The sequence below is a fragment of the Mesorhizobium sp. CO1-1-8 genome, from assembly GCF_020164875.1.
In the GTDB taxonomy this organism is placed as follows: Bacteria; Pseudomonadota; Alphaproteobacteria; order Rhizobiales; family Rhizobiaceae; genus Mesorhizobium.
The window spans coordinates 155,485-182,021 of sequence record NZ_JAIUGZ010000013.1 but is presented as its reverse complement, the minus strand read 5'-3'; the positions used below and the strand labels follow the sequence as shown (position 1 = coordinate 182,021).

Sequence of the window (26,537 nt, the reverse complement as noted above, 5' to 3'; positions counted from 1 at the left end):
CCGGTGATCGTAACGGTGACGGTCTGCGGTACGATGCCGCCGTGGCCGTCATTGATGCTGACGATGTAAGACTGGGTGACGACCTGGCCCGCCTGCAGATAGTCGAGCGCGCCGTCGGAAACCGAGAATGTCCAGCCGACCGAGCCGCCATTGCCGGTGTCGATATTGCTGGTGTTGAGTGCGAAGGTGCCGAGCGCGGTGGTGTTTCCGGCAGCCGCCACAAACGTTGCGGTGTGGGTATCGAGCGTGTCGGCGTCGCTGAAGGTGATGGCGCCGGTCTTGACGTGAGTGGTGATGTTCTCGCCAGCCGCAAGATCGGCGATCTCGGTGACCGAAGCGGACTGGGTGCCGGAGGTGATAACAGGCTTGTCTTCGGAGCCGGTGATCGTAACGGTGACGGTCTGCGGTACGATGCCGCCGTGGCCGTCATTGATGCTGACGATGTAAGACTGGGTGACGACCTGGCCCGCCTGCAGATAGTCGAGCGCGCCGTCGGAGACCGAGAATGTCCAGCCGACCGAGCCGCCATTGCCGGTGTCGATATTGCTGGTGTTGAGTGCGAAGGTGCCGAGCGCGGTGGTGTTGCCGGTCGCCGCCACAAACGTTGCGGTGTGGGTATCGAGCGTGTCGGCGTCGCTGAAGGTGATGGCGCCGGTCTTGACGTGAGTGGTGATGTTTTCGCCAGCCGCAAGATCGGCGATCTCGGTGACCGAAGCGGACTGGGTGCCGGAGGTGATAACAGGCTTGTCGTTGGTGCCGTTGAACTGAATGGTGGCCGTGGCCCAGCTCAGCGTGCCATTGCCGAGCTGGATGGCGTAGGTCACTTTATCGGTGAGAACCTCTCCCGCCCCAAGGGCTTGAATTTTACCGTCGATAGTCGCCGTGTCGTAGTGGATCGTACCATCAGTGCCTATCCAGATATGGGCACCCAGGTAACTCGTGTCGGTCCCTCCTCCGACATTACCGGAGTATGTCGCATCACGCGTGAGCAAGTCCGCCGGAGCAGGTACCTTTGTTGATGTCGGATCACTAATTGCGTTATCGATGGAGTAGAGCTGTTTGGCTGCGCCACCCAGATCATTCGCCAAAACATTCAGAATCAGGACACCGGTGTCATTTTCCGAGAGGAGAAAAAGATCATCCTTCGCCTGCGGCGTGTTGGAGAAAGACGTCGTGGTGCCGCCGGCGCCGGTGACCTGAGTAGCCATTTTCAACCCCCCTTTTTAAGAACAGATGCCTCATCTGTATTATCGGCAGTACTGAACGACCGGCTGCTTCCAGCCGAAGAAAAATCGCGAGAATCCGGGGAGGCATGAATTGTCGCCAGGCACACCGCCGCGCTTGGAACAGCCGCCTCAAGCTGGCCATTCACGGACGGATATTGACCCGATGCTGCTGGACGCGACGACTGGTCGTCGCGCTACCTTCCTACCCGAAATTACATCGTCAAACCCGTGGTTACCGACCACAAACTTTAGATGCCTCTTATATTAGGAGATTATTAACTCTTATAGAGAGGAAGCGTCAACGCCCAACTTGGCCGAACAGTTAATAGTCGAACATAAGGGAGCACAGTCACTAGAACCGAGTTGTGAGATCGAACAGGCGCACACCCCTATATGAGCCAGGCGGAGTGCGGCTCAGCGTGACGAGAGCCCCAGCGCAGTTCCATATTAACGCCGCGCCTTGATCGCTGAGTACTTCTCGTGCAGCACGCCAACCCGACAGTTCGCTTGAACGGTCGGGGGATTCAACTGAGATCACTTCACGCGGCGGACAGCCGGGAAGCGAAGCACCTCGATTGATTTTCTGGACGTCGGCCTATGCGCCGGTCGCGCGCTTGGTAACGCGCTCCAGCCCGAGCAGCAGGACCAGCGTTGCCGCCACAAGGATCATGGTGAGTGCCGCACCGGCGAAGATGTCGCCGCGATCGGTGAGGCTGAAGATCGACACCGGCAGCGTCACCCAGCCCGGCGGGTAGACCATGACGGTGGCGCCAAGTTCACCCATCGACAGCGCGAAACTGAGACCGAAGGCGGCGACCAGATAGGGTGCAAGCAAGGGCAGCGTGACGTGCCAAAGCCGGTAGGCTGGCCGCGCGCCGAGGCTCGAGGCCACCTGCTCGAAGTCGGGTGAGAGCCGCGCCAATCCAGCCGAGACATTGCCGAAGGTGAAGGCCGAGATCAGCACGAAATGCGCGATCATGACGATCGCTATCGTGCCGTTGAGCAGCAGCGGCGGGTGGCTGAAGGCAACCAGCAGGCCGAGACCGACGGAGACCGAGGGCACGGCGCTCGGAATGAAGAACAAGAGGCCAAGCAGCCGCCGCAAGGCATGGCCCTGGAGGCGAAGCGACAGTGCCGCCCAGGTGCCGCTGACCAGCGCCAGCGCGCTAGCCAGAAAGCCGGTGATCAGGCTCGACTTGACCGCGTTCCACGCCGCGCCGCGCCCGACATCGGTGTAGTGCTCCGTGGTCAGGCCGTTGGGCAGCACGCCGTTCCACTGGTCAGCCAGGCTGGATAGGAGGATGACCGCCAGCGGCGCCAGGAACAGCACGCCGAAGATCAGCGCGAAGAGTGTCCACAGGACAAAGCGACCGGAGCGCGACCAGACCAACATGGCTAGGCTCCCAACCGGCCGGCGGCGAGCCGGTAGAGGCCGAACAGGCCGAGCGACAGCGCGATGTTGATGACGGCGATGATGCAGGCGACCTGATAGGCCGATTCCTGGATCGCCTTGCCGTAGATCAGCAGCGGAAGGGTGATGACGCCCTTGGCGCCGATGAACAGAACGATGCCGAATTCGTTGACGGTCAACAGCAGGCAGAGGCTGCCGCCGGCAATGAGCGCCGGGATTGCGGCTGGCAGGATGACCTGCCGGACGATGCGAAACGGCCTTGCGCCAAGCACGCTTGCCGCTTCGATCTGGCCGCGGTCGACCAGCGAAAAGGCGGCGAGCAGCGGGCGCAGGATGAAGGGTGTGTAGACAGTAACCTCGGCCAGGATCACGCCCCACGCCGAATAGAGGAAATCGACGGGCGGCAGCGGCAACGAAAAAGTCTCCATCAGCCCGGCATTGAGCATGCCGGCGGAGCCGTAGAGGAAGGTGAAGGCTAGCGTCACCAGGAACGTCGGCAGGGCAATGAAGGTGTCGATCAGCCTGGCGATGAAGCCGCTGCCGGGGAACGGCACGAAAGCGAGGATCAGCGCCAGGACGAGGCCCACAACCAGGCTGTCGCCGCGATCGAGATCGACACGGTGTTGATCAGCGCGTTGAGGAAGAAGCGCGAATGCAGCACCCGGATCACTTCGGCGACATTGGCGACCCCGCTGTCGTCTAGGAAGGCCTGGCGGGCAATCAGTGCCAACGGATAGAAGAACAGCAGCGCCAGCAGGGCCGCCGGCGGCACGATCCAGAATTTGCCCAACGAGAGCTTCATCGCCGGCGCAGGGATAGCGACAGCCTCAGACACCGGCATCTTCCGGAAGCAGCGAGGTGTCGGCGGGCGCGAAGAACAGCGGCACCCTGGTGCCGGGTTCGGGCAAGGCGATCGGCAGCCTGGTCGCAGAGACACGCACCGGGGTGCCGTCGACATCGAGCACGAGGTGGGTCAGTTCGCCCTGCCAGTGCACTTCCCTGAGTGTGCCGACGATGCGGTTGGTATGTTCGCTGTCGGCGGTCAGGCTGAGATGCTGCGGCCTGATGCAGAGCAGGCTCTTGTCGCCGGCCTTCTCGTCACGGCCCGCGCCGGTGAGCGCTACATCGCCGTGCCTCGCCGTGACAAAGCCCTTCGAGCCAACGGCCTCGGCAATCGTCACCGGCAAAAGGTTGGCGCGACCGAGGAACTCGGCCGTAAAACGGTTTGGCGGGCGGCGGTAGAGTTCGGTCGTGGGTCCGTGCGAACAGACCCTGCCGTCGCGCATGATGGCGATCTTGTCGGCAAGCGTCAGCGCTTCGGTCTGGTCATGGGTGACATAGAGGATCGTCAGGCCCGGCAGGCTGCGGTGCAGCCGGGCAATCTCCTCGACCATGTTGCGGCGGATCTGCGCGTCAAGCGCCGAAAGCGGCTCGTCGAGCAGGAGCACGCGCGGGCGCACGGCCAAGGCACGCGCAATCGCCACGCGCTGCTGCTGGCCGCCAGAAAGCTCGCGCGGATAACGCCTGGCGTAGGCCGACATGCCGACAGTGCCGAGCGCATCCTTGATCCGTTCGCCGATCAGCGCCTTGTCGGCGCCTTGTGCTCTGAGGCCAAAGGCGACGTTGTCCTCGACCCGCATATGCGGAAACAGCGCGTAGTTCTGCACCACCATGCCGAGGCCGCGTTCATAAGGCGGCAGATCGGTCACGTCGGTCGCGCCGATGCGGATGCGACCACTTGCGGGCCGCACAAAGCCGGCCACGGCGCGCAAGGCCGTGGTCTTGCCGGAGCCGGATGGGCCGATCATCGCCAGAATTTCGCCGGGCGCGATATCCAGGGTCAGCGGATGCAGGACGACATGCGCGCCATAGGCGACGCTGACCTTGTCGAAATGGACGTTGGAGCCGGCGCCGCGAACCTTCGCGGCGTCGATGTCCATGACACTGGTACCAGTAAAGGCTGCGGCCGACATGGCGTGGTCCTCCGGGTTTCCCTTGCGGATCAACTTCCGGTCGCTTCGTTCCAGCGCTTGACATAATCGGGCAGCTTGCTCAGCGCGTCGTCCCAGTTCGGCGACCAGACGGTCACGCCTTTCATCGCCTCCTGCGCCTTGGCGAAGTTGGCGTCATCCGGCTTGACGTCCTTGCGAGCCGGCATGCCGAGCGCAACGGAACTGATGCTCGACTGCGCTTCCTTGGAGAGCAGGAAGTCGATCAGTTTCTTGCCGTTGTCCGCGTTGGGTGCGCCGGTGACCAGGCCGATTTCATAGGGCAGCGCGAAAGTGGAGCGCACGCCGTCAGGACCCGCCGGCCAGAACAGCTTGATATTGGGATTGTCGGCCATCTGCGACATGTTCATCTGCAGATCGCCATTGGCGACATGCAACTCACCCTTGTTGACCAGCGCGGTCAGCTTGCCAGTCGAAGCGGAGGGGCCGACATTGTTGTCCTGCAGCTTCTTCATGAACTCGAAGCCGGCATCCTCGCCGCCGAAGGCGTGGATGATCTGCAGCATGACGGCGGTGCCGTCACCGGCCTGGCCGGGGGTAGAATACTGGATCTTGCCCTTGAACTTCGGGTCGAGCAGGTCGTTGTAGGCCTTTGGCGCTTCCGGCAGGACGGCACTGTTGTAGATGAAGTTCATGTAGTTGTTGACCAGCGGCCGGTACTTGTCGGTGCCGCCATCGATCTGGTCGGCGGCTTCCGGCTTGTAGTCCTGCAGCAGGCCGTCAGCCGCGGCGCGCTGCACGAAGGGCGGCAAGGTCACCAGCACGTCGGCCTGCGGGTTCGACTTCTCCTTGGCGACACGCTCGACGACGCCGCCGGAACCTGCCTCGATGTACTGAACGGTGATGCCGGTGGCCTTGGTGAAGGCGGCGAATTCGGTCTCGAACCAGCTGCCATTGCCGTCATGCAGGCCGTCGGCGGAATAAATGGTGACGACGCCGTCGGCGAGTGCCGGTCCGACAAGAGCCGACGACGCCAACAGCGACGCGGCGAAGGCCATAGCTATGGTTATCTTTTGCGATTTCATGCTCAGTTCCCCTGTGATTGATGGCACATTCTGCGATGCACTGTGACGATCTCGCCTGTAGGCGGGAGCCTTATGCGGCACCGCTCGATCTCGTCGTTGTGGGCGACTTTGGGGACTGACGATCGATAAGTAAAATCTATTTATTTTATGAGAGGCAAAGTTTACCTGATAATTGTCATGGAACTGTCGCAACGCTGGCCAGGCGTCGATCCGGCCTCGCGGAAAGGCCCGCGATTGGCGGCAGAAATGGTGGTGGTCAGCTGAATGAAACGCCAGATGTCTGCGCCCGCAGCCGCGGATCGAACGAACGAACGGTAACCGGCCGGCCGTCGAGAATTTCGAAGCAGCGCGCGAGCGTGTCGTCTTCGAGCCGACGCATGGCCTCCTGCGTGAAGAAAGTGAGATGCGGAAACAGGATGACGTTGTCGCGGCCGAACAGTGCGCTCATCGGATGGCCCGACCTGGCCAGCGGTTCGACCGAATAGACATCGAGCCCGGCGCCGCCGATGCGCGCCGAGATGATCGCCTCGACAAGGGCGGCCTCGTCGATCAGCGCGCCGCGCGAGACGTTGACGATGATCGCAGAGGGCTTCAGGCAAGCGAGCTCGGCTTCACCAATCAGGCCGTGCGTCCTGTCGTTCAGCACGCAGTGGAGGGAAACGAAATCGCAGGCCCGCAGCATGACCTGGAGGTCGTCGACCTTCTCGATGCCGGCGGCCTGCATCGTTGCCGCGTCGACACCTGGATCGAAGCCGAGAACATGCGCGTGAAACCCCTGCCCGGCCATGCGCGCCATGCTGCGGCCGATCTTGCCGCAGCCGACAAGCCCAAGCGTGGCGCCGGACATGTCGCGTCCCAGCCAGCGCTGCTCGGGCCAGATCCAGCCATCACGCGACACCGCCGCCGTGATCGCCGGCAGCCGCCTGGCGAGCGCGATCATCAGCGCGAAAGCCCCTTCAGCGACAGTCTCCTCGGCATAATCAGGCACGTTGACGACGGGAATGCCGCGCCGCATCGCGGCGGGAATATCGATGGCATCGACGCCGACGCCATATTTGACGATGCCCTTCAATCTGGGAGCCGCCGCGATCACCCGTGCGGTGATCGGCGTGTAGCACATGAGCAGCAGATCGGCGTCGGCAACGGCCGCGATGAGATCGGCCTCCGGAATGCCGTCCGGCAGCGTCACCAGGTCGACACCCCTCGCCCGCAAGCCGGCGTCGATGCCAGGGCAGTCGAGTTCGCGGTCGGTGCGCACGGCCTTCACGCTCAGGCCGCCAGCACGGCGCGCTGGACGATGTCGAGCGCACGGTCGAGGTCGGTTTTCGAAATGATCAGCGGCGGCGACAGCGTCAACACGTTGCCCTGGCTGATCTTGAAGCTCAGCCCCTGTTCCAGGCAAGCATAGAAGACGCGCTCGGCGAGATCGCGCGCCGGGTGGCGCGTATCACGATCCTCGACAAGCTCGACGCCGACCATCAGCCCCCTGCCCCTGACGTCACCGACATGGGGCGAGCGCGCCATCAGATGCTGCATACGCTCCAGCATGTGCCGGCCAAGTTCGGCCGCGCGCTCGACCAACCCTTCCCCAAGGATGATGTCTATCGTCGTCAGCGCCGCGCGCGTCGTCACCGGGTTCTTTTCATGGGTGTAGTGGCCGATCGCGAAGCCGCCGGTGACGTCAAGGTCGCGGCGCGCGATGACGGCGGCGATCGGCAGGATGCCGCCGCCGAGCGACTTGCCGAGGACGACGATGTCGGGCGTCACATCATCATGCTCGTGCGCGAAGAATTTGCCGGTCTTGCCGAGGCCGGTCGGGATCTCGTCGAAGATCAGCAGTGTGCCGTGCCGGTCGCAGGCCTCGCGTACCCGCTGCCAGAAGCCGGGCGGCGGCGGGTTGGGCGTCGCCCGCATCGGCTCGGCGACGACCGCCGCCACGTCCTGTTCGCGGCCGAGCACGTAAGCGAGCATGTTGGCGCAGGCGAGCCCGGATGCTTCCAGCGAATCGTGGCCGTACGGGCACCGATAGCCGTCCCAGGGCGCAACGTGCTCGGTGCCGGTCATCAAGGGCCCGGCGATGTGCGAGCGGAAGGTCGCCTCGCCGCCGACGCTCGCTGCGCCGAAGCCGGCGCCGTGGAACGCATCCCAGAACGACACCGTCTTGAAGCGGCCGGTCGCGGCGCGGGCGATCTTCAACGCCACTTCAATGGCGTCCGAGCCGCCGGTGGTGAACAGCACCTTGCCGAGATCGCCGGGCGCCAATGCCGCCAGCTTCTCCGCCAGCTCGACGGCGGGCTCGCAGGTAAAGCGGCGCGGCGCAAAGCAGAGTTCATCGAGCTGCTTCTTGATCGCGGCCACAAGCTTCGGATGGCCATAGCCGAGGTGATGGACGCTGTTGCCGTGGAAATCCATGAAGCGGCGGCCGGCGGTGTCCTCGATCCAGATGCCTTGCGCCTTCGCGATCGTCGACAGGCAGGGGCTGGACAGGCTCTGGTGCATGAAGGCGGCCGCGTCGCGATCGAGCAGGCCGCGGATCCGCGGATCGTCCTGCCCGGCATCCCAGTGGCCGCGCGCCGCTGTCGTGTTGGAATCGCCTTCGGTGTGCACAAGCTCAGATATCGCGGCCATCATGGTCTCCGAAACGCGTATGAGGGAGCGGCGAACGCTCCCTCGATTGTTCTATCCGTCAATGCCGTCCGGTCAGGACCAGGGCAGCGAAAATGTCTTCACATTGGTGTAGCTCTTCATCGCCTCGATGACGCCTTCCTTGTAGCCGTTGCCCGAATCCTTGATGCCGCCGAAGGGCGACATCTCGATGCGATAGCCCGGCACTTCCCAGATGTTGACGGTGCCGACCTGAAGGCCGGCGATGTATTTCTGCATGCGCGGAAAAGAGTTGGTGCAGACGCCCGACGACAGGCCGAAGGCGGTCGAGTTGGACAGTGCGATCAGCGCATCGTCATCGTCCGGCGCGCGAACTATCGGGATGATCGGGCCGAACGTCTCCTCCATCACCAATTCGGATGTGTGCGGCACGCGATCGACCACGATCGGCGGCAGCAACGCGCCTTGGCGGCCCGGATTGTAGAGGATTTCGGCCCCTTGCTCCGCGGCCATGTGGACGCGGGCTTCGAACAGCGCCGCCGCCTTCTCGTGCACGACGGTGCCAAGGTCGGTGGAGCGGTCCATCGGATCGCCGAAGCGGATCTTTTTCGCCCGCTCCAGCACCAGCGGCACGAAGCGGTCGGCGACGCTTTCCTGGACGAGGATGCGCTTGACCGCCGTGCAACGCTGGCCGGAGTTTTTCGTCGCTCCGGCCACCGCCAGGTCCGCCGCCTTTGCCAGATCCTCGTCGGAGAGATCGTTGAGGATGATCAGCGGATCGTTGCCGCCGAGTTCCAGCACCTGACGCTTGTAGCCGGCGGTGCGAGCGATCATCTTGCCGACCGGCACACCGCCGGTGAAGGTGATCAGGTCGATGTTGCCGTTGGTGATCATCTCGTTGCCGATATCGGCCGGCCAGCCGGTCACCACCGACAGCATTTCCGGCGGCAGGCCGGCTTCGTAGAGGATGTCGGCCAACAGCAGCGCCGTCATCGGCGTCAGCTCGGTCGGCTTCACCACCACGCAATTGTTGGTAGCAATCGCCGGCGCCACCTTGTGCGAGACCATGTTGAGCGGATGGTTGAAGGGCGTGATTGCCGAGATCGCCTTCAGCGGCTCACGGGTGGTGAAGATCTTGCGCGCCTTGCCATGCGGGGTGAGATCGCAGGAGAAGATCTGGCCGTCATCCTGGATGCACATCTGCGCCGACAGCGTGAAGACGTCATAGGCGCGGCCGACCTCATAGAGCGAGTCGGTCTTGGAGATGCCGAGCTCGAGCGTGATGAGATCGGAGATTTCTTCACGGCGCGACGCCAGCGCTTCAGCTGTACGGAACAGGATCTGCTGGCGCTCATAGCGGGTCAGTTTGGACTTATAGCCGGCAGCGATCTCGAACGCCTGGCGCGCATGCTCGGCGCGGCCGGCCGGAACGGTGCCGATGACGGTATTGTTCCAGGGGTAGCGCACCTCGACGACGCCGTCGGCATCGACTTGCTTGCCGGCGATGCGCATCGGCTCGTGGCGAACTTTGATGGCAGGGTCAAGCTTGGTCATGTGCTCTGCTCCAGCAGATTCTTGAACGCGGCGCGGGGGAGGATCGACCGCCACTCCAGCCCTTCGGGCCACTTCTCCCGATCGATGGGGGAGAGGTGCCGAGCGAAGCGAGGCGGAGTGGAGGTCGACGGTGGCACTCAGCCCGCCAGCGCCGCCGCCATGGTGGCGTAGTAGAAGGCGTCGAAGTTGCGCAAGATTGGTTCGTTCGGCAAATCCGGCAGCACGCGGTTGACGATGAACGGCACCTCCTGCTCGGTCAGCCCGCCATGCGAGCGCAGGGGCTCGTTGAGGGCTGCCAGATCATGGCGGTGTTCGCTGGTACCGATCGTCTTGTTCTCGGTCGAGATCAGCACGATGTCGCCGATGCGATCTGCCGGCAGTTCGAAGCGCTCGCACGCCGTCGGGCTGTCGACGACCAGCATGATGCCATCGATCTTGGCTAGCCGCGCCATGATGCCGGCCTGATCCGCGCCATCAGGCAGATAGGCGGTGGCAAACGAGCCGAGCGCGCCGTGATGAACGACATAGGGGTCGGTGATCGGCAGGATCAGCCGAGCGGCGTCCTTGCCCAGCCACTCGTCGAGAAGGTCCTGGACATAGACGACGTCGGGCGAACCGTCGGCCTTGTGCTTGGGCTTCATGCCATGGTCGGCGGTGACGACGATCGCCGCGCCCAGCGCATCGAGCTCGGTCAGGTATTTGTCGAACATCTCGTAGAAGGCGTTGGCCTGCGGCGCGCCAGGTGCATATTTGTGCTGCACATAGTCTGTCGTCGTCAGGTACATGATGTCGGGGCGGAACTCCTTCAGCAGCTGGACGCCGGCGGCGAACACGAATTCCGACAGTTCGGCCGAATAGACCTCCGGCACCGGCAGGCCGAAGTGCTTCGAGGCATTGTCGATGCCGTGCCCAGCTAAGGTCGTGGTGTCCGACTTCTCCGCTGAGAAACACAGCGCACGGCCTTCATCGAAGGCGAGCCCCTTGCCGAGAAGCGCACGCAGCTTGTCCTTCGCCGTCACCACGGCAACCTTGGCGCCGGCATCGTAGAAGGCCTGGAAGACGGTCGGCGCGCGCAGGAAGCGCGGATCGTTCATCATCACTTCCTTGCCGGTCTCGCGCTCGTAGAGGTAGTTGCCGCAAATGCCATGCACTGACGGCGGGCGGCCGGTGGCGATCGACAGATTGTTGGGATTGGTGAAGCTCGGGATGACCGAGTGTGCAAAGCGCACCGTGCCCTTCTGCTTGATCCTGACCAAAGCCGGCGTCAGCCCGGCCTTGATCGCTTCGTCGAGATAGGCCGGCTCGCAGCCGTCAAGACAGATGGCGATGGCCGGCACACGCGGCCAGGCGTAGGTGCGGCCGTTGACCGCGACGTTGATGGGAGACATCTGGTTCATCGAAAATCCTCGAAATCTGCCGCTTCAGGCGGCGAGTTTGGCGCGCTCGGCGATTGCCGCGGCGGGTGGAGCGGCGGTGTCGACGCCCATTTCATTCAACGAGAAAGCCGCCGCCTCGACGACGCGGCGCATGACATGTTCGTCCATCTGGCCGATGCAGCCGACGCGAAAGCTATCAACGGCGGTCAGCTTGCCTGGATAAATGATGAAGCCCTTGTCCTTCATCAGTTCGTAGAAGCGATCGAAGGCGAAGTTGGCGTGGGCCGGGTTGAAGAAGGTGACAATGATCGGCGACAGCCAGCGGTCTTTCAGCAATGTCTCAAAGCCGAGTTCACGCATCCCGGCCACCATGACGTCCCGGTTCCTGGTGTAGCGGGCGCCACGACCGGCAACGCCGCCCTCGCCCTCGTGCTTGCGCAACGCCTCGAGGAAGGCGGCGACGACATGCGTCGGCGGCGTGTAGCGCCACTGGCCTGTCTTGTTCAGGTGCGCCCACTGCGCGTTGACGTCGAGCGACAGCGAGTGGCTGCGGCCCTTGGCGGCCTCGAGCTCGCTCTTGCGTGCGATGATGAAGCCGAAGCCCGGCACGCCCTCGATGCATTTGTTGGCGGACGAGACCATCGCCTCGTAACGGATCTCGTTAACGTCGAGTGGGATGGCACCGAAGGCGCTCATGGAATCAACCAGCAGCTTGCGGCCCTTGGCGTATACGGCTTCAGCAATCTCGGCGACGGGATTGAGGATGCCGGAACTTGTCTCGCAATGGATGGCGATCACATGCGTGATGGCGCGGTCGGCCTCAAGTGCTGCCGCCACCTCATCGCCGCGCGGCGGCAGGTAGTCGCCCTTGTCGATCAGCGTGTAGGCGCGGCCGAGATACTGCATGGTCTGCGCCGCGCGCAGGCCATAGGCGCCGTTGGCCAGAACCAGAACCTTGCCGTCCCTGGGCACGAACGAACCCAGCATCGCCTCGACGCAGAAGGAGCCGCTGCCTTGCATCGGCACGCAGTCGAACTCGCCTTGCGTGTCACCGGTCAGCGCCAGCAGGCGGCGGCGCATGTCTGATGTCATGGCGCGGAAATCACCGTCCCAGGATCCCCAGTCGCGCAGCATGGCCTGCTTGACTGAATAGGCCGTGGTCAACGGTCCCGGGGTCAGCAGATACGGCTCCCCCAGCGCCGGCCCGGCCAGCGGCTCCGCGGCAAATTTCGTCTCGGCGAGCATATTGTCCTCCGCTCGATCTGCTTTTCGATGTGACTTATTCTTGGCCTGAATGACGTATTTGTAAAATCGTTATTTTGTATCGATGTATCGATTCCCACGATGGTCACAAGGACGGGCTCGCTGGTGGAAATCCCCCTCAGGCCAGTGCAGGAGCCCTCACGTCCGCAGCCCCTCCTGCCAGCCGGCTCTCAAGCAGATCGCCGCTTTGCGTCAGCAGGGGATAGGCGACCGAGGCCATCAGCGAGTTGATTTCTTTCAGCGCCCTGACCGCCTCCAGATGGATGTCGCTGGTGTCGATGCTTTGCGGCATTCCCGATTGCAGGCGCTTGAGGTGACGGTCATGGCTCATGCGTTCCAGCTTGCGCATCCGCTCCTTCTCGATGACGAGTTGGCGCGCCGACTCGAGATCGCTCGACACCAGCACGTTGAGCGCAAGCTGCATGTTGGCCATGACACGGTTGTGAAGCCCGGCCAGTTCGCTCCAGCCGTCGCGTGAAAAGCGCAGGTTCTTGTCGCGCAGCTCCTGAGTAAGCACGAGCAGGTTCTTGGCGACGATATCGCCGGCGCGTTCGAGATTGATGGCGAAATCGGTGAGTTCTATGCCGCGCTGGGCTTCGGCCGTAGTCATGCTGCCGCGGTTGACTTCCGCGATGTAGAGCTTGATTTCGGTGTGCGCGCGGTTGACGTCGTCGTCGAGCTTCTGCGCCTTGCGGATCTGGTCTGTGGTGCCGGCATCGAAGAAATCCATCACGGGACGCAGCATCACCTCGACGACCTCGCCCATGCGCAGCAACTCGCGCGTCGCACTGGCCAGCGCAAGACCGGGCGTGCGCATGACGGTGCGGTCAAGCGCGCTGGTGCGGCGTGACATCAGGTCCACGCCCTCCCCTGCCTTTGCCGCCGGCCTGTCGGCGATCAGCAAGGTGACCAGTCGCTCCATCATGCCAGTGAACGGCGAGCAGCAGATGACGAGTACCAGATTGAAGGCAAGATGCAGGTTGACCAGCTGGCGGCCTTCGGTTGCACCGAAAAGATGCGCCGGAAACGCCATGACCTGAAGCACGAACAAGGCGGCGAGCGCGGCCGTCCCCCGAAAAATCAGATTGCCGAGCGGAACACGGCGCGCCTCGACGGCCTCGCCGCGCGTCAGCCACACGGCGATCAGCGCGCCGCCGCAATTGGCGCCGAGGATGAAGAACAGGCCGACCTCGACAGGCAGGACGCCTTGGGCCGCAAGTGTGACGAACAGCAGGATCGCCGCCACGCTGGAGTGGATCAGCCATGTGAACAAAGCGGCGGCGGCAAAGGCGGTGAAATAGTCCGCACGCAGATAGGAAATCACCAGCGGCAGCAACGTGCTCTGCCGCATCGGCGCGGTGGCCTCACTGATCATGTGCAGTGACAGGAGAACGAATGCGACACCCATCAGGATGCGCCCGCCTTGCTTGATGCCGCGTGCCTCGAACTTCAGGGCCATCGCGCCGCCGATCAGGATCAGCGCCGGCACCAGCCAGCTGAGGTCGAACGACAGCACCTGGACAACCAGGGCCGAACCGAAATCGGCGCCAAGCAGGATCGCCAGCCCGACCGACACCGAAACCATGCCACCGGCGGCAAACCCGGCCGACAGCATGGCGACGGCGGTGGAACTCTGCAGCAGCACAGCAAGCACGGTGCCGGCACAGGCTGACCTGAGCCGTGCACCCCGCGCCTGCCTCAGGGCATCGCGCAAAGCGGGGCCGCAGGCTCGCTCCACACCGGTGCGCACCATGCGCACAGCCCAGAGCAGCAGCATGACCGCACCCGCCAGATGCAGCAGGATGATGGAAAATTGCATGGCGACCTCCCGGGGACGGCCGGCAGGGACGTCGACCCATGCTCAGGCTGAGGGCCGGCCAGACATAAGTCAAATCGTTCATTTCTATCTTTTAGTTAGCATACCTTATGATAGGATGCCGACGATTTCGACATTTTCGGAGGCATGGAGATGCGCTACGTTCAGTTGCGGGCTTTTCACCAGGTGGCCATCTCAGGCGGTTTTTCGCGGGCTGCCGAGGCGCTGTTCCTGACACAGCCGGCGATATCGGATCAGGTGCGCAAGCTCGAGGAAGAGTATGATGTGCTGCTGTTCAACCGCAACAAGAAGCAGGTCACGCTGACCCATTCGGGCCAGAAGCTGCTCGAGATAACCCACCGCATGTTCGATACCGAGCAGCAGGCGCTCGAACTTCTGACGGAGTCCCGCGCCTTGCGCTCCGGCACGCTGCGCATCGTTGCCGATGCCGCGCATCATCTGCTGCACATCCTCGGCAGCTTCCGGGCCCGCTATCCCGGCGTGCAGGTTTCGGTGCGCGCCGGCAACACCGAGACAGTGATCAGCAGCCTCTACAGCTACGACGCCGACATCGGCGTTCTGGGCGAGGTGCCGACCGGGCGCGATTTCGAGGTGCTGAAACTCAACTCGACGCCGATCATCGCGTTTGCATCCGTCGACCACCCGCTGGCCGCGAAAAAGTCACTCACCCTCAAGCAGCTCGCGCAGGAATCGCTGGTCATGCGCGAGCGCGGCTCGAAGACGCGTCAGAAGCTCGAAGACCTCGCAGCGGCTTCGAAGATCGAACTCAGGCCGGTGATCGAGGCCGAAGGCCGCGAAGCCGTCCGCGAGATCGTCGCCTCGGGCGCCGGCATCGGCTTTGTCTCGGCGGCCGAATTCGGCCAGGATTCGCGGCTGGTGCCGATCACCATCGACGCGCCCGAGACCCTGATGGACGAGGCGTTGATCTGCCTGCGTGAACGCAGCGGCGGCAAACTGGTGCGGGCTTTCCTGGATATGGCGCGCTCGATGTCGGCGGATTAGGCGGCAGTGCGAACCTCCACCACATCGGCCTTCACCCGCTCCGACTTCGGATCGTAGGGGCTGCGCAGATGTGCTGTCGCGGCATGGCGAACGCCGGCAAGGTCGATCTCAAAACGACCACCGGTGAGAAACGCAGCGTCGACTCCCGCCTCGTTCTCGATCAGCCCGAGCGCCACCGAGCGGCCAAGCGTGTGGCCGTAGGCGGCCGAGCGGACTTCGCCGATCGGCTTGCCGTCGCGCAGGATCAGTTCGCCGCCCCACAGCATCGGCTCGGCATCATCGAGCGTGAACAGCACGACGCGTCTTGCCGGTGCTGCCGATGGCTTCGTCTCAACCAGCGCGTCGCGGCCGATAAAGCCACCTGGCTTGTCCGTGGCCACGGCGAAGCCAAGCCCAGCCTGCCAGGGGCTGATATCTGGCGTCAGTTCACGACCCCAGGCGCGAAAACCCTTTTCGATGCGCAAGGCGTCGAGCGCGTAGTAACCGGCATCGACCAGGCCGAATTCGCTGCCAGCCTCATGCAGTGCCTCATAGACGCCGACGGCGAATTCGGTCGGCACGATCAGTTCCCAGCCCAGTTCGCCGACATAGGTCATGCGGTTGGCATAGGCGGTGGCATAGCCGATATCGATCTCGCGGATGGTGGCGAAGGGAAAGCCGGCGTTGGAGAGATCGGCCGAGGAGAGTTTGCCCAGGAGATCGCGTGAGCGCGGCCCCATCACAGCCAGCACCGCGTAGGATGAGGTGACGTCGGTCAAGATTGCCTGGGCGTCGGATGGGATGTTTTTGACCATCCAGTCGGCATCGTGGACAGCTTGCGCCGAACCGGTGACGATGAGGAATTTCTCCGTGCCAAGCCGCATCACGGTAAGATCGCTTTCATAGCCGCCACGTGCATTGAGCACGCCCGTATAAACAGACGTACCGACCGGTACGTCGACATTTCCGGCGCAGATCCAGTTGAGCGCGGCGCAGGCATCGCGGCCTTGCACGAGGAGCTTGGCGAAAGACGTCTGGTCGAAGATGGCGACGGCTTCGCGTGTTGCCTTCATCTCGCGCTTGACCGCCTCGTGCCAGTTCTGGCGGGCGAAGGCATAGTCGTTTTTAGCTTTTTCTCCCGGTGCGGCGAACCAGTTGGCGCGCTCCCAGCCCATTTTGGAGCCGAAGCAGGCGCCCTTGGCGGCGAGCCGGTCGTAGAGCGGCGACCGGCGGAACGGCCGTGCGGTGTCCAGTTCGCGGTTCGGCCACGGCATGGCGTAGTGCAGGCCGAGCGTTTCCTTGACACGGTCATGCAGCCAGCGCGGATTGTTGTTGAAGGAGGCGAAACGCCTGATATCGACCGGCCATAGATCCATGGTCGGCGCGGCGTTGACGATCCATTCCGCCAGCGCCCTGCCCGCGCCGCCGGCGCTGGCGATGCCCATCGAGTTGAAGCCGGCGCCGACATAGAAATTCTTCAGCTCCGGCGCCTCGCCAAGGAGAAAATTGTTGTCCGGCGTGAAGCTCTCGGGACCGTTGTAGAATTTCTTGACCTCGGCCTGCGCCAATTGCGGTACGCGGACCAGCGCGTTTTCCATCAGTATCTCGAACTGGTCCCAATCGTCGGGCAGCAGCGCGAACTCGAAATTTTCCGGGATGCCGTTCATGCCCCACGGCTTGGCATGCGGCTCGAAGCCGCCCATCACCAGGCCGCCGACCTCTTCCTTGAAGTAGATGAAACCGTCGGGGTCGCGCATCACCGGCAGGTCAGGATGCACACCCTCGATCCTGCCGGTGACGATGTACATGTGCTCGGCCGAATGCAGCGGCACCGAGACGCCGCACATCAGCCCGACCCTCCGCGCCCATTGGCCGGCGCAGTTGACGACGATCTCGGCGGCGATGTCGCCACGGTCCGTCTCAACGCCGCAGGCAACGCCGTTTTTCACCGTGATCCCGGTGACCTTCACCCGCTCGAAAACTTTCGCACCGCCGTTGCGCGCGCCCTTGGCGAGCGACTGTGTCAAGTCCGTCGGATTGGCCTTGCCGTCTCCCGGCAGCCAGACGGCGCCGACCAGATCGTCCGTCGCCATCACCGGCCACAGATCGGCCGCCTCTTTTGGCGAAATAACATCGATCTCCACCCCTTGAGCACGCGCCGATGCGGCCGTACGCTTCAGCACTGTCATACGGTCTGATGTGCGCGCCACGGATAGCGAGCCGCAATTCTTCCAGCCGGTGGCGAGCCCCGTCTCTGCCTCCAGCTCGCCGTAGAGTTGCGTGGAGTATTTGATCAGGCTGGTCATGTTGGAGTGGGCGCGCAACTGCCCGACAAGGCCGGCGGCGTGCCAGGTGGTGCCGCCGCTGAGCTGGCCTTGCTCGAGCAGCACCACATCGGTCCAGCCGAGCTTGGTGAGATGATAGGCGACCGAACAGCCGATAATGCCGCCGCCGACGATGACGACGCGCGCTTGCGTGGGGAATTGGTTTGCCATGGGACATCCTGCCGTTTTGACACCGCCTGGATCATAGCAGGCGAATCCCAAATATCAACACAAAATGCCACAAAATATCACATCAAGATGCGACCATCAGTTCAGGTCCTTTGCGCACCACCGCTTCAGCGATATCAGCCTGCGGCTTCGCATCGACGATCAAGCCGGCGGCGCGCTGGAAATTCGGGATCCTGAGTGGCGTCAGCTTTGCGAACTTGCTGCTGTCGAGAACGAAGTAGGTTTTGGCGGCAAGTGCGATCATCCGTCCGCGCTGTTCGGCGCCGGCGCGCGTGAAATCGGTGACCTCGCCGTCGGGCGACAGCGCGCCACCACCGAGGAAGGCGATGTCGACGCGAAAGCGCGACATGGCTTCGAGCATGTCGATGCCGGAGGCCGCTTCCTCGCCCGGATCGATTTCGCCACCCAGCATATGCACCCGCATGCCTGAAATGTGGCACAGCAGGAGCGCAATCGGCAGGCTGGCCGTACAGATGGTGAGATCGCGCAGGTCGCTCATGGCTTGCGCAACGGCCAGCGTCGTAGTGCCTGAATCGAGGAAAATCACCATACCGTTGTGGACGAGCCCTGCGGCCGCCCTGCCGATCGCGGCCTTGCCCCGGGCATTTTCTCGGCTGCGCAAGTTCATTGCCGGCTCACTCGGCTCGAAACGGGCGGCGCCGCCATGCACGATGCCGAGCTGCCCCTTATCCGACAGCAGCTTCAGGTCGCGGCGGATGGTTTCGCGCGAGACATCGAAGAACCCGGCAAGTTCGGCAATGCTAACGGAACCTTGGGCGCTGAGGCGCTTCAGGATCTCATCGTGTCGCCGCGTGGCGAGCACGCGCATCTGCTGACTGCCCTCGGGAGACACTGGACCCTCACGTGACCTTGATGTTGTAATATGTGGCAGTGGCCGAGAGCCGAGGCAACTGCCAGAAATCTTCTCGTGCCGTTCCGTGTGGTTCCGCGACAGCCAGACAGTCGAACATAGCCCCCTATGTCTCCTTCGCGCCAAACGCGTCGTCACCTCGGGCGCAACAACCGCTGCGCGATAAACCTAGCTTGTTCGACATGATGTCGGGCGGCGGCTTCAGCTTTATCAGGGTCGCGCAACTTGATTGCGTCCATTATCGCGGTCATTTCGGCGATCGCCGGCTCGCGACGGTTCTCCGACGCGATGGTCATCGAACGTAGTTGGTTGATACGCACATTCAGCCCGGTGACGATTTCCCAGGCAATACGCTTGTCGGCCACTTCGAACAGCGCCTCGTAGAATTTGGTTGTAGCCCGCATCACCGCGACCGGCACGCCGGACGCCCAGGCTTCCAAAAGGTCAGTCAAAGCGCCATCGAGCAAAGCAATCTGCGCACTGGTGGCCGACATGGCGCAAGCTCGTGCCGCGATGCCCTCCAGCAACGCCCTCAATTCGTAGATTTCGTCAGTGCGTCCGAGATCCGGCTTGGCTACGGCGGGTCCATGGCCGGGTATCATCTGCACCAGACCTTCGGCCTCCAACTGCCGCAGGACCTCGCGCACGACCGAACGGCTGACCCCGAGCTGATCGCAAAGCGGCCGTTCGACCAGTCTTTCGCCGGGCTGGAAATGAAAATCCATGATCGCCTCGCGCAAGCGCTCCAGCGACAGCGTCCGCAGCGTCTTGGCGGAGCGGTCGATCCGCAGCGTATCGTCTGACATTTTTTTCTGCCTCCCTGATACGGCCACAAAACAGATTCCATGGCCCATTGACAAGGTTCTTGGCGCTCCATAGCATGGTATACCATAAGATGATATCGAGGTGACGGCGCTGAACCGCGCATCCGACCGAGGATTTTGATGAAACCGGCTATTCGAAAGATCGTCACCTACATCGAGAACACACTGATCGAAGGCGGCAAGGCGGCACCCCAGCCGCTGCGTCTGATCGGCGTCGCGGCGGTGCTGACCAACCCCTGGGCTGGTCGAGGCTTCACCGAGGATCTGTCTCCCGGGATCCGTGCCATCGCCCCCATCCTCGGCGAAATGCTGACCCGCGAGATCCTCGCCGTCGCCGGTTCGGGCGAGGCGATCGAAGGTTATGGCAAGGCGGCCATCTGCGGCACTTCAGGTGAGATCGAGCACGCCTCGGCGCTGATCCACACGCTCCATTTCGGCAATCACTATCGTCGTGCCGTCGGCGCCAAGACCTATCTCGCCTTCACCAATCTGCGCGGCGGGCCGAACTCGCCGATCATGATACCGCTGATGGACAAGAACGACGAAGGCCGCCGCTCCCACTATCTGACGGTGCATTTCCAGATCGGCGATGCGCCGGCGCCGGACGAACTGGTGGTGGCGCTCGGCGCCTCCATCGGCGGGCGCCCGCACCATCGCATCGGCGACCGCTATCAAGATCTGAAGGAGGTGGGTGATCTGCATGGCTGACGTCGCCGCCCCTCAATGGGTCCGGGACACGGCTCCGGACGGCACCCGCTTCATCCGTGCTGGCTCCGGCGCGCCAGTTCTGCTGATCCACGGCGTCGGCATGAATGCCGCAATCTGGCAAGCGCAGATCGAGCTGATGCAGGATCGCCACGATCTGATCGCCATCGATATGCTCGGACATGGCAATTCGCCGCTGCCGCCGGAAAATGCCGCACTGTCGGATTTTGCAAATCAGGCGCTTCGCCTGCTCGATCACCTAGGTCTCGCCTCGGTATCGATCGTCGGTCATTCCATGGGGGCGCTGGTGGCCCTGGAAATCGCCCTGCGCGCCCCTTCTCGTGTTCGCTCCGTCATCTGCCTCAACGGCGTGTTCCGTCGCCCTGAGGCACTGGCGCAGGCAGTGCGCGAACGCGCGGCAGCACTCGGCGGTCATGGCGACCCTTCTGCCATCGCCGCAACGCTTGCCCGCTGGTTCGGCGACCCGATCCCGGCCAAGCTCGCCGACGCGGGCGAGACCGCGCGCCTGGCGCTCGAAAGCGTTGACCCCGAGGGCTACGCGCGCACATATCGCCTCTTTGCCCACGCCGATACCCAGCACGTCGATCGCATGGCCGAGCTTGCAGCGCCGGCGCTGTTCATGACTGGATCCGAGGACAGGAATTCCACGCCCGCCATGTCGGCGGCCATGGCGCGGCTTGCACCACGCGGCCAATGCCTCGTACTGAGCGGTGAAAGACACATGATGACAATCGCTTCGCCTGAAAAAGTGACTCCACACATCATGGCTTTTCTCGATGCGGAGAAAGACGCCGCCGCCAGACAGGAGACGGCTCCTGCATTTGATGCCGGCGAATTCAGGCGGGCGCTGGGCTCGTTCCTGACCGGTGTCACCATCGTCACCACGATCGGCGCGGAAGGCGAGCCGCGCGGCTTCACCGCCAATTCCTTCACCTCGGTCTCGCTTGAGCCGCCGCTCGTCCTTGTTTGCATCGCCAAGAAGGCGTTGGGACACAGCGCCTTCTCGACCTCCAGAGGCTTCGCGATCAACATTCTGTCCGAGAGCCAGAAGGCCGAGTCCGGCATTTTCGCCTCCAAGGTCACGGACAAGTTCGCGTCCGTCGCCTGGCAGTCCGGGCAGACCGGCAACCCCCTGATCGATGGTTCCGTCGCCGTATTCGATTGCGGCATGGAGCAACTGGTCGACGCCGGCGACCACTCGATCCTGATTGGCCGCGTTCGCGACTTCACCCACAATGGCGCTCAGCCGCTCGGCTATTGCAGAGGCACCTACGTCACACCCGGCCTCAGCCAGGAGGCCCTTGCGGCGGGGGCCCCCGAGACGGAAGTCGGCGCTATCCTCGAGAATGAGGGCCGCGTGCTGTTCTTCGAAACGCCTGACGGGTTTCACGAACTGCCGGCCGGACGCGGACTGGGTACACCGAATGATGCGCGGAGCCTTAAGGGGCGTCTTGCCGCCAGGGCCATCGACGCGCAGCTCGGCTTCCTGTTCGCCGTCTGGGACGATGCCGCCGCCCCTTCGCGCACGCATGTCTACTATCGCGGAACGGTCGAGGGCCCCTATTCCGACGACCGCCGGATCAGGCTGGTCGATATTGAGCAGATCGCCGATCTGAAGATCGCCGATCCGGCGCTGCGGTCGATGCTTGCCCGCTATGTCCGCGAACGCACGGAAGATGCCTTCGGTGTCTACGTCGGCAACGAGGTCGAAGGCGAGGTCCGGCCGCTCGCCAGGACTGCGTCTTCCCAAGCTCTTACTGGTGGCAGGTGAAGCCGATGAAATTTTCGCTGTTCGTCCATATGGAGCGCGCGGATCTGACGAAGGCGCATTCCGAGCTTGTTGCCGAGCTGGAGGATCTGGTCCTGCAGGCCGAGGCGGCAGGCTTCGAGACGGCCTGGATCGGTGAGCATCACGGGATGGAATTCACCATCTCGCCCAACCCGTTCATCAACATCGCCTATCTCGGGGCAAAGACCAGCAAGATCCGGCTCGGCACCGGAACCATCGTTGCGCCGTTCTGGCACCCGATCAAGCTCGCGGGCGAAGCGGCGATGGCTGACGTCATTACCGGCGGACGGCTCGACATCGGCATTGCGCGCGGCGCCTATTCCTACGAATACCAGCGGCTTTTCCCCGGGCTCGAGGCTTGGGGCGCCGGTCAGCGTATGCGCGAAATGGTGCCGGCGATCCGTGGCCTGTGGGACGGCGATTTCGAACTCTCCGGCGAGTTCTGGTCGTTCCCGTCGACCACCTCGTCGCCCAAGCCGCTGCAAAAACCCTATCCGCCGATCTGGGTGGCGGCGCGCGACCCCAACTCGCACGACTTTGCGGTGGCCAACAAGTGCAATGTGCAGGTGACGCCGCTCGCTTCCGGCGATGGCGAAGTGGCGAGCCTCATGGAGCGTTTCAACACCGCCTGCGCCGCCCACCCTGAAACGCCACGGCCGGAAATCATGCTCTTGATGCATACATTCGTGGCCGAGGACGCCGCCGATGCCGATCGCCTGACGCAGGATCTGTCCCAATTCTACTGCCAGTTCGGCGCCTGGTTCCAGAACAAGAAGCCGGTGCGCCAGGGCGTGCTGGAGACACTGACGGAGGCCGAGATCGCGGCCATGCCGCAATATGCACCGGACAAGATCCGGGAGAATCTGGTTATCGGCGAAGCCGACGCGGTGATCGCCAGGCTGAGGGCCTATGAGGCGCTCGGCTACGACCAGTATTCGATCTGGATCGACAGCGGCCTTTCGCACGAGCGCAAGAAGAAATCGCTGCAGCTGTTCATCGACAGGGTGATGCCGGCCTTCCAGGGACCGCATACGTGATGAGCACCGGCGAATTCAGGAACTACATAGACGGCCAGTTCGTGGAGGCCGCCGCAACCTTCGACAGCATCGACCCGTCGACTGGCGCGGCATGGGCAAAAATGCCCGCTGCTTCAGCCGCCGACGTCGATCGCGCCGTCGAGGCCGCCCACCGTGCACTGCGCTCCGGCCCGTGGGCATCGATGACGGCAACGGCGCGCGGCAAGCTTTTGGTGCGGCTCGGCGATCTAGTCGTCGCCAATGCCGATCGGCTGGCGGAACTCGAGACACGCGACACCGGCAAGATCATCCGCGAGACCCGCGCTCAGATCGCTTATGTCGGCGACTATTACCGCTACTATGGTGGGCTGGCCGACAAGCACGAAGGCTCGTTCGTTCCCATCGACAAGGCGGATATGGAGGTGACGATCCGGCCGGAACCGATCGGCGTCGTTGCTGCGGTCGTGCCGTGGAATTCGCAGCTCTTCTTATCGGCCGTCAAACTCGGGCCGGCGCTGGCGGCCGGCTGCACCGTCGTCCTCAAGGCTTCCGAGGATGGCCCTGCCCCGCTGCTGGCTTTCGCCGAACTCGTCCACGAAGCCGGATTTCCCGCCGGCAGCGTCAACATCCTGACCGGCTTCGGCCATGATTGCGGCCACCGCCTGACCAGCCATCCGCTGGTCGCCCGCGTCGCCTTCACCGGTGGCCCGGCGACGGCCCGTCAGATCGTCAGGAACACGGCGGAAAATCTTGCCTACACGACGCTCGAACTTGGCGGCAAAAGCCCGGTCGTGGTGTTTGCCGATGCCGATCTGGACAGTGCCGCCAATGCGGTGGTGGCCGGCATTTTTGCGGCAACCGGCCAGAGCTGCGTCGCCGGCTCGCGGCTGCTGGTCGAGCGTCCGGTGAAGGACGAGTTTCTTGCCCGGCTCAAGGGCAAGGCCGAAGCGATCCGGATCGGCGACCCGCAAGACACTGAAACCGAAATGGGCCCGCTCGCCACGTCGCGCCAGCGCGAGTGGATCGAAAAGACCGTCGCCGAAAGCCTCGCCGCCGGCGGCCTTCTGGTCACTGGCGGCAAGCGCCCCGAGGGTGAGGCGGACGGCTTCTACTATGCCCCGACGATCATCGAAGCGCCCGACCAGACTCTGGCTTGCGTGCGCGAAGAACTTTTCGGTCCGGTGCTGAGCGCGCTCGCCTTCGACAGCGAGGCTGAAGCACTGGCGCTTGCCAACGACACGAAGTTCGGCCTGGCGTCCGGCGTGTTCACCATCAACCTTGCCAAGGCGCACCGCATGGCGCGCGGCATCCATGCCGGCGTGGTCTGGATCAACACCTACCGCGCCGTCTCGCCGCTGGTGCCGTTTGGCGGCTACGGCCAGTCCGGCCTCGGCCGCGAAGGCGGCATGGACGCGATCCGCGACTACACCCGCTCGAAATCGGTCTGGATACGCACCTCGGACGACCCAATTCCCGATCCTTTTGTCATGCGGTAGCCGCCGCAGGCCGGGGATTCGCGATCAAGGCGAAAACGCCGATAGCGAACAGCAACAACGAAAATAAACAGAGGAGAACGACATGAAACTGATTTTCACCGGCATCCTAGCCGGACTTCTGGCGACGACGGCCGCCAAGGCGGAGGAAATGGTCTTCACCAGCTGGGGCGGAACGACTCAGGAAGCGCAGACCAAATCCTGGGCCGAGCCCTTCACCGCCGCATCCGGCATCAAGGTCCTGCAGGACGGTCCGACCGACTACGGCAAGCTGAAGGCCATGGTCGACGCCGGTAGCGTCAACTGGGATGTCGTCGACGTCGAGATGGATTTCGCCATCAAGGCGGCCGAGGACGGTCTGCTGGAACCGATCGATTTCAAGGCGGTGCCGAAGGCCGATCTCGATCCGCGCTTCACCACCGACCATGCCGTCGGCAGCTTCTACTATTCCTTCGTGCTCGCCTGGAACAAGGGCGCCGTTTCGGGCGAACCTGCCGGCTGGGCCGATATGTTCGACACCAAGAAGTTCCCGGGCAAGCGCACCTTCTACAAATGGTCGGCGCCCGGCGTCATCGAGATCGCCCTGCTCGCAGATGGTGTTCCCGCCGACAAGCTCTATCCGCTCGATCTCGACCGCGCCTTCAAGAAGCTCGACACCATCAAGTCGGACATCGTCTGGTGGGGTGGCGGCGCGGAATCGCAGCAGTTGATCGCCTCCGGCGAAGCGGCGTTCGGCCAGCTCTGGAACGGCCGCGTCTTTGCGCTTCAGCATGACGAAGCCGATGTCGGCGTATCCTGGGCCCAGAACCTGACGGCGGCCGACGTTCTGGTGGTGCCGAAGGGCGCCAAGAACAAGGATGCTGCGATGAAGTTCCTGGCCGCGGCGAGCAGCCCGGCCGGCCAGGCGAAGTTTGCCGCAGCCAGCGGCTATGCGCCGATCAATACGAAGGCCAGGGCCGAGATGGCTGCGGATGTCGTGAAGTCGCTGCCGGACGCCCATGTCGACGGACAGATCAATCTCGACATGAACTATTGGGCGCAGAATCGCGACGACATCGCTAAGCGCTGGTACGCCTGGCAGGCGAAGTAACGCCTGCAGCCGCAACAGAACCGGACGAGACGGCGCAGGCTGTCTCGTCCCACAAACAGGTTCCCGCCATGTCGGTTGAAACGCGTCAGAGCTTTGGAACTTTCAGGATGCCGGCAGGCTTCGGTGGCCTGCTGCCGGCACTGATCCTGATTGCGCTTTTCTTCGTCATTCCGGTGCTGGCTTTGCTGCTGCGCAGCATCACCGAACCCGAACCCGGCCTGCAGAACTACGCGACGCTGCTGGGTGACGGCACCTATGCACGGGTGTTCTTCAACACCTTCCTGGTCGCGGCGGTCGTCACCATCGTCACCGTCCTTGTCGCCTTTCCGGTCGCCTGGATGCTGGCAATCATCCCGGCGGCCCTCGCTTCCATCCTCTTCGGCGTCATCATACTGTCGATGTGGACCAATTTGCTCACCCGCACCTATGCCTGGATGGTGCTGCTGCAGCGCACCGGCGTCATCAACCGGACGCTGATGGCCATCGGTATCATCGACCAGCCGCTGCCGCTCATCAACAATCTCACCGGCGTCACCATCGGCATGGTCTACATCATGCTGCCCTTCATGATCCTGCCGCTGGTCGGTACCTTGCGGGCGATCGATCCGATGACGCTGCGTGCCGCGGCCCTGTGCGGCGCTAGCCCTTTCCAGGCCTTCCGCCGCATCCTCTTGCCGCTGTCGCTGCCCGGCATCGCTGCCGGCGGCCTTATGGTGTTCGTCATGTCGCTCGGCTACTTCGTCACGCCGGCACTGCTCGGCGGCACGTCCAACATGATGCTGGCCGAAATGATCGCGCAGATGATCCAGTCGCTGCTCAATTGGGGCCTCGGCAGCGCCGCCGCCTTCATCCTGCTTGTCGTTACCATGGCGCTCTACGCGCTGCAGCTGCGCCTTGTCGGCGCCCGTCGCGTGACGGGAGGCGTCTGA

Annotated in this window: 22 protein-coding genes; 7 read left to right on the top strand and 15 right to left on the bottom strand. The window is 63.4% G+C overall.

Going from position 1 to position 26,537, the window contains the following annotated elements:
- The 12 genes from LB558_RS24310 to LB558_RS24255 all read right to left on the bottom strand — a co-directional run.
- Positions 1 to 1,208 (bottom strand): VCBS domain-containing protein (locus LB558_RS24310; RefSeq protein WP_224699870.1); only part of this gene is annotated, 1,208 nt, incomplete at its 3' end.
- A gap of 613 nt (positions 1,209 to 1,821) precedes the next feature.
- The gene (locus tag LB558_RS24305) at positions 1,822 to 2,619 is read right to left on the bottom strand and encodes an ABC transporter permease subunit (protein ID WP_224699869.1); all 798 of its coding nucleotides are present in this window, start codon (positions 2,617 to 2,619) and stop codon (positions 1,822 to 1,824) included.
- Between the two features lie 2 nt (positions 2,620 to 2,621).
- The gene (locus LB558_RS24300) at positions 2,622 to 3,224 is read right to left on the bottom strand and encodes a 2-aminoethylphosphonate ABC transporter permease subunit (RefSeq protein ID WP_224699868.1); all 603 of its coding nucleotides are present in this window, start codon (positions 3,222 to 3,224) and stop codon (positions 2,622 to 2,624) included.
- Entirely contained in the window at positions 3,203 to 3,472 is a 270-nt protein-coding gene (locus LB558_RS24295; protein ID WP_224699867.1) for a hypothetical protein, read from the bottom strand. Before LB558_RS24295 ends, LB558_RS24300 begins: the two co-directional genes overlap by 22 nt.
- The gene (locus LB558_RS24290) at positions 3,465 to 4,610 is read right to left on the bottom strand and encodes an ABC transporter ATP-binding protein (protein WP_224699866.1); all 1,146 of its coding nucleotides are present in this window, start codon (positions 4,608 to 4,610) and stop codon (positions 3,465 to 3,467) included. The genes LB558_RS24295 and LB558_RS24290 overlap by 8 nt, the downstream gene beginning before the upstream one ends.
- Before the next feature lie 29 nt (positions 4,611 to 4,639).
- Positions 4,640 to 5,671, bottom strand: coding sequence for a 2-aminoethylphosphonate ABC transporter substrate-binding protein (locus tag LB558_RS24285; protein WP_224699865.1), 1,032 nt, complete (start codon positions 5,669 to 5,671; stop codon positions 4,640 to 4,642).
- 256 nt (positions 5,672 to 5,927) lie between these two features.
- Positions 5,928 to 6,938 carry a C-terminal binding protein gene (locus LB558_RS24280; RefSeq protein WP_224699864.1) on the bottom strand — a complete coding sequence of 337 codons (1,011 nt, stop codon included), beginning with the start codon at positions 6,936 to 6,938 and terminating at the stop codon, positions 5,928 to 5,930.
- Positions 6,939 to 6,940: 2 nt separating this feature from the next.
- The gene (locus LB558_RS24275) at positions 6,941 to 8,299 is read right to left on the bottom strand and encodes an aspartate aminotransferase family protein (RefSeq protein WP_224699863.1); all 1,359 of its coding nucleotides are present in this window, start codon (positions 8,297 to 8,299) and stop codon (positions 6,941 to 6,943) included.
- A gap of 72 nt (positions 8,300 to 8,371) precedes the next feature.
- Entirely contained in the window at positions 8,372 to 9,829 is a 1,458-nt protein-coding gene (gene phnY, locus LB558_RS24270) for a phosphonoacetaldehyde dehydrogenase (RefSeq protein WP_224699862.1), read from the bottom strand.
- 137 nt (positions 9,830 to 9,966) lie between these two features.
- Positions 9,967 to 11,226, bottom strand: coding sequence for a phosphonoacetate hydrolase (phnA, locus tag LB558_RS24265; RefSeq protein ID WP_224699861.1), 1,260 nt, complete (start codon positions 11,224 to 11,226; stop codon positions 9,967 to 9,969).
- A 24-nt stretch (positions 11,227 to 11,250) separates the two neighbouring features.
- A complete protein-coding gene (locus LB558_RS24260) occupies positions 11,251 to 12,450 on the bottom strand; it encodes a 2-aminoethylphosphonate--pyruvate transaminase (protein WP_224699860.1) in 1,200 nt (399 codons plus the stop codon).
- A 136-nt stretch (positions 12,451 to 12,586) separates the two neighbouring features.
- The gene (locus LB558_RS24255; RefSeq protein ID WP_224699859.1) at positions 12,587 to 14,287 is read right to left on the bottom strand and encodes a Na/Pi cotransporter family protein; all 1,701 of its coding nucleotides are present in this window, start codon (positions 14,285 to 14,287) and stop codon (positions 12,587 to 12,589) included.
- Between the two features lie 150 nt (positions 14,288 to 14,437).
- On the opposite strand from LB558_RS24255, the gene LB558_RS24250 reads away from it, so the two are divergent.
- Positions 14,438 to 15,307, top strand: coding sequence for a LysR substrate-binding domain-containing protein (locus LB558_RS24250; protein WP_224699858.1), 870 nt, complete (start codon positions 14,438 to 14,440; stop codon positions 15,305 to 15,307).
- Here the strand turns inward: LB558_RS24250 and LB558_RS24245 are convergent.
- From LB558_RS24245 to LB558_RS24235, 3 genes are all read right to left on the bottom strand, one after another.
- Positions 15,304 to 17,781 carry a GcvT family protein gene (locus LB558_RS24245; protein ID WP_224699857.1) on the bottom strand — a complete coding sequence of 826 codons (2,478 nt, stop codon included), beginning with the start codon at positions 17,779 to 17,781 and terminating at the stop codon, positions 15,304 to 15,306. The two genes, LB558_RS24250 and LB558_RS24245, sit on opposite strands and share 4 nt — an antisense overlap.
- 82 nt (positions 17,782 to 17,863) lie before the next feature.
- A complete protein-coding gene (locus tag LB558_RS24240; protein WP_224699856.1) occupies positions 17,864 to 18,628 on the bottom strand; it encodes a DeoR/GlpR family DNA-binding transcription regulator in 765 nt (254 codons plus the stop codon).
- A gap of 176 nt (positions 18,629 to 18,804) precedes the next feature.
- Positions 18,805 to 19,476: a GntR family transcriptional regulator gene (locus LB558_RS24235; protein WP_224699855.1), complete on the bottom strand. Its 672-nt coding sequence runs from the start codon at positions 19,474 to 19,476 to the stop codon at positions 18,805 to 18,807.
- A gap of 138 nt (positions 19,477 to 19,614) precedes the next feature.
- Between LB558_RS24235 and LB558_RS24230 the strand changes: the two genes are divergently transcribed.
- The 6 genes from LB558_RS24230 to LB558_RS24200 all read left to right on the top strand — a co-directional run bounded on the left by LB558_RS24230 (position 19,615) and on the right by LB558_RS24200 (position 26,537).
- Positions 19,615 to 20,202, top strand: a complete 588-nt coding sequence (locus LB558_RS24230) for an amino acid synthesis family protein (RefSeq protein ID WP_224699854.1) — start codon at positions 19,615 to 19,617, stop codon at positions 20,200 to 20,202.
- Entirely contained in the window at positions 20,195 to 21,991 is a 1,797-nt protein-coding gene (locus LB558_RS33070) for an alpha/beta fold hydrolase (RefSeq protein WP_318011671.1), read from the top strand. The genes LB558_RS24230 and LB558_RS33070 overlap by 8 nt, the downstream gene beginning before the upstream one ends.
- Before the next feature lie 5 nt (positions 21,992 to 21,996).
- Positions 21,997 to 23,046: an LLM class flavin-dependent oxidoreductase gene (locus LB558_RS24215; protein ID WP_224699853.1), complete on the top strand. Its 1,050-nt coding sequence runs from the start codon at positions 21,997 to 21,999 to the stop codon at positions 23,044 to 23,046.
- On the top strand, positions 23,046 to 24,521 hold the full coding sequence (locus LB558_RS24210) for an aldehyde dehydrogenase (RefSeq protein ID WP_224699852.1): 1,476 nt from the start codon (positions 23,046 to 23,048) through the stop codon (positions 24,519 to 24,521). Before LB558_RS24215 ends, LB558_RS24210 begins: the two co-directional genes overlap by 1 nt.
- A gap of 82 nt (positions 24,522 to 24,603) precedes the next feature.
- Positions 24,604 to 25,608, top strand: coding sequence for an ABC transporter substrate-binding protein (locus LB558_RS24205; protein ID WP_224699851.1), 1,005 nt, complete (start codon positions 24,604 to 24,606; stop codon positions 25,606 to 25,608).
- Positions 25,609 to 25,676: 68 nt separating this feature from the next.
- Entirely contained in the window at positions 25,677 to 26,537 is an 861-nt protein-coding gene (locus LB558_RS24200) for an ABC transporter permease (protein ID WP_412033496.1), read from the top strand.

What these genes read in the sequence shown, in the direction of transcription:
- LB558_RS24305 (WP_224699869.1), bottom strand. Translation starts at nt 2,619, where the DNA reads ATGTTGGTCTGGTCGCGCTCCGGTCGCTTTGTCCTGTGGACACTCTTC.
- LB558_RS24290 (WP_224699866.1), bottom strand. Translation starts at nt 4,610, where the DNA reads ATGTCGGCCGCAGCCTTTACTGGTACCAGTGTCATGGACATCGACGCC.
- LB558_RS24285 (WP_224699865.1), bottom strand. Translation starts at nt 5,671, where the DNA reads ATGAAATCGCAAAAGATAACCATAGCTATGGCCTTCGCCGCGTCGCTG.
- LB558_RS24275 (WP_224699863.1), bottom strand. Translation starts at nt 8,299, where the DNA reads ATGGCCGCGATATCTGAGCTTGTGCACACCGAAGGCGATTCCAACACG.
- phnY (WP_224699862.1), bottom strand. Translation starts at nt 9,829, where the DNA reads ATGACCAAGCTTGACCCTGCCATCAAAGTTCGCCACGAGCCGATGCGC.
- phnA (WP_224699861.1), bottom strand. Translation starts at nt 11,226, where the DNA reads ATGAACCAGATGTCTCCCATCAACGTCGCGGTCAACGGCCGCACCTAC.
- LB558_RS24260 (WP_224699860.1), bottom strand. Translation starts at nt 12,450, where the DNA reads ATGCTCGCCGAGACGAAATTTGCCGCGGAGCCGCTGGCCGGGCCGGCG.
- LB558_RS24255 (WP_224699859.1), bottom strand. Translation starts at nt 14,287, where the DNA reads ATGCAATTTTCCATCATCCTGCTGCATCTGGCGGGTGCGGTCATGCTG.
- LB558_RS24250 (WP_224699858.1), top strand. Translation starts at nt 14,438, where the DNA reads ATGCGCTACGTTCAGTTGCGGGCTTTTCACCAGGTGGCCATCTCAGGC.
- LB558_RS24245 (WP_224699857.1), bottom strand. Translation starts at nt 17,781, where the DNA reads ATGGCAAACCAATTCCCCACGCAAGCGCGCGTCGTCATCGTCGGCGGC.
- LB558_RS24240 (WP_224699856.1), bottom strand. Translation starts at nt 18,628, where the DNA reads ATGCGCGTGCTCGCCACGCGGCGACACGATGAGATCCTGAAGCGCCTC.
- LB558_RS24235 (WP_224699855.1), bottom strand. Translation starts at nt 19,476, where the DNA reads ATGTCAGACGATACGCTGCGGATCGACCGCTCCGCCAAGACGCTGCGG.
- LB558_RS24230 (WP_224699854.1), top strand. Translation starts at nt 19,615, where the DNA reads ATGAAACCGGCTATTCGAAAGATCGTCACCTACATCGAGAACACACTG.
- LB558_RS33070 (WP_318011671.1), top strand. Translation starts at nt 20,195, where the DNA reads ATGGCTGACGTCGCCGCCCCTCAATGGGTCCGGGACACGGCTCCGGAC.
- LB558_RS24215 (WP_224699853.1), top strand. Translation starts at nt 21,997, where the DNA reads ATGAAATTTTCGCTGTTCGTCCATATGGAGCGCGCGGATCTGACGAAG.
- LB558_RS24210 (WP_224699852.1), top strand. Translation starts at nt 23,046, where the DNA reads ATGAGCACCGGCGAATTCAGGAACTACATAGACGGCCAGTTCGTGGAG.
- LB558_RS24205 (WP_224699851.1), top strand. Translation starts at nt 24,604, where the DNA reads ATGAAACTGATTTTCACCGGCATCCTAGCCGGACTTCTGGCGACGACG.
- LB558_RS24200 (WP_412033496.1), top strand. Translation starts at nt 25,677, where the DNA reads ATGTCGGTTGAAACGCGTCAGAGCTTTGGAACTTTCAGGATGCCGGCA.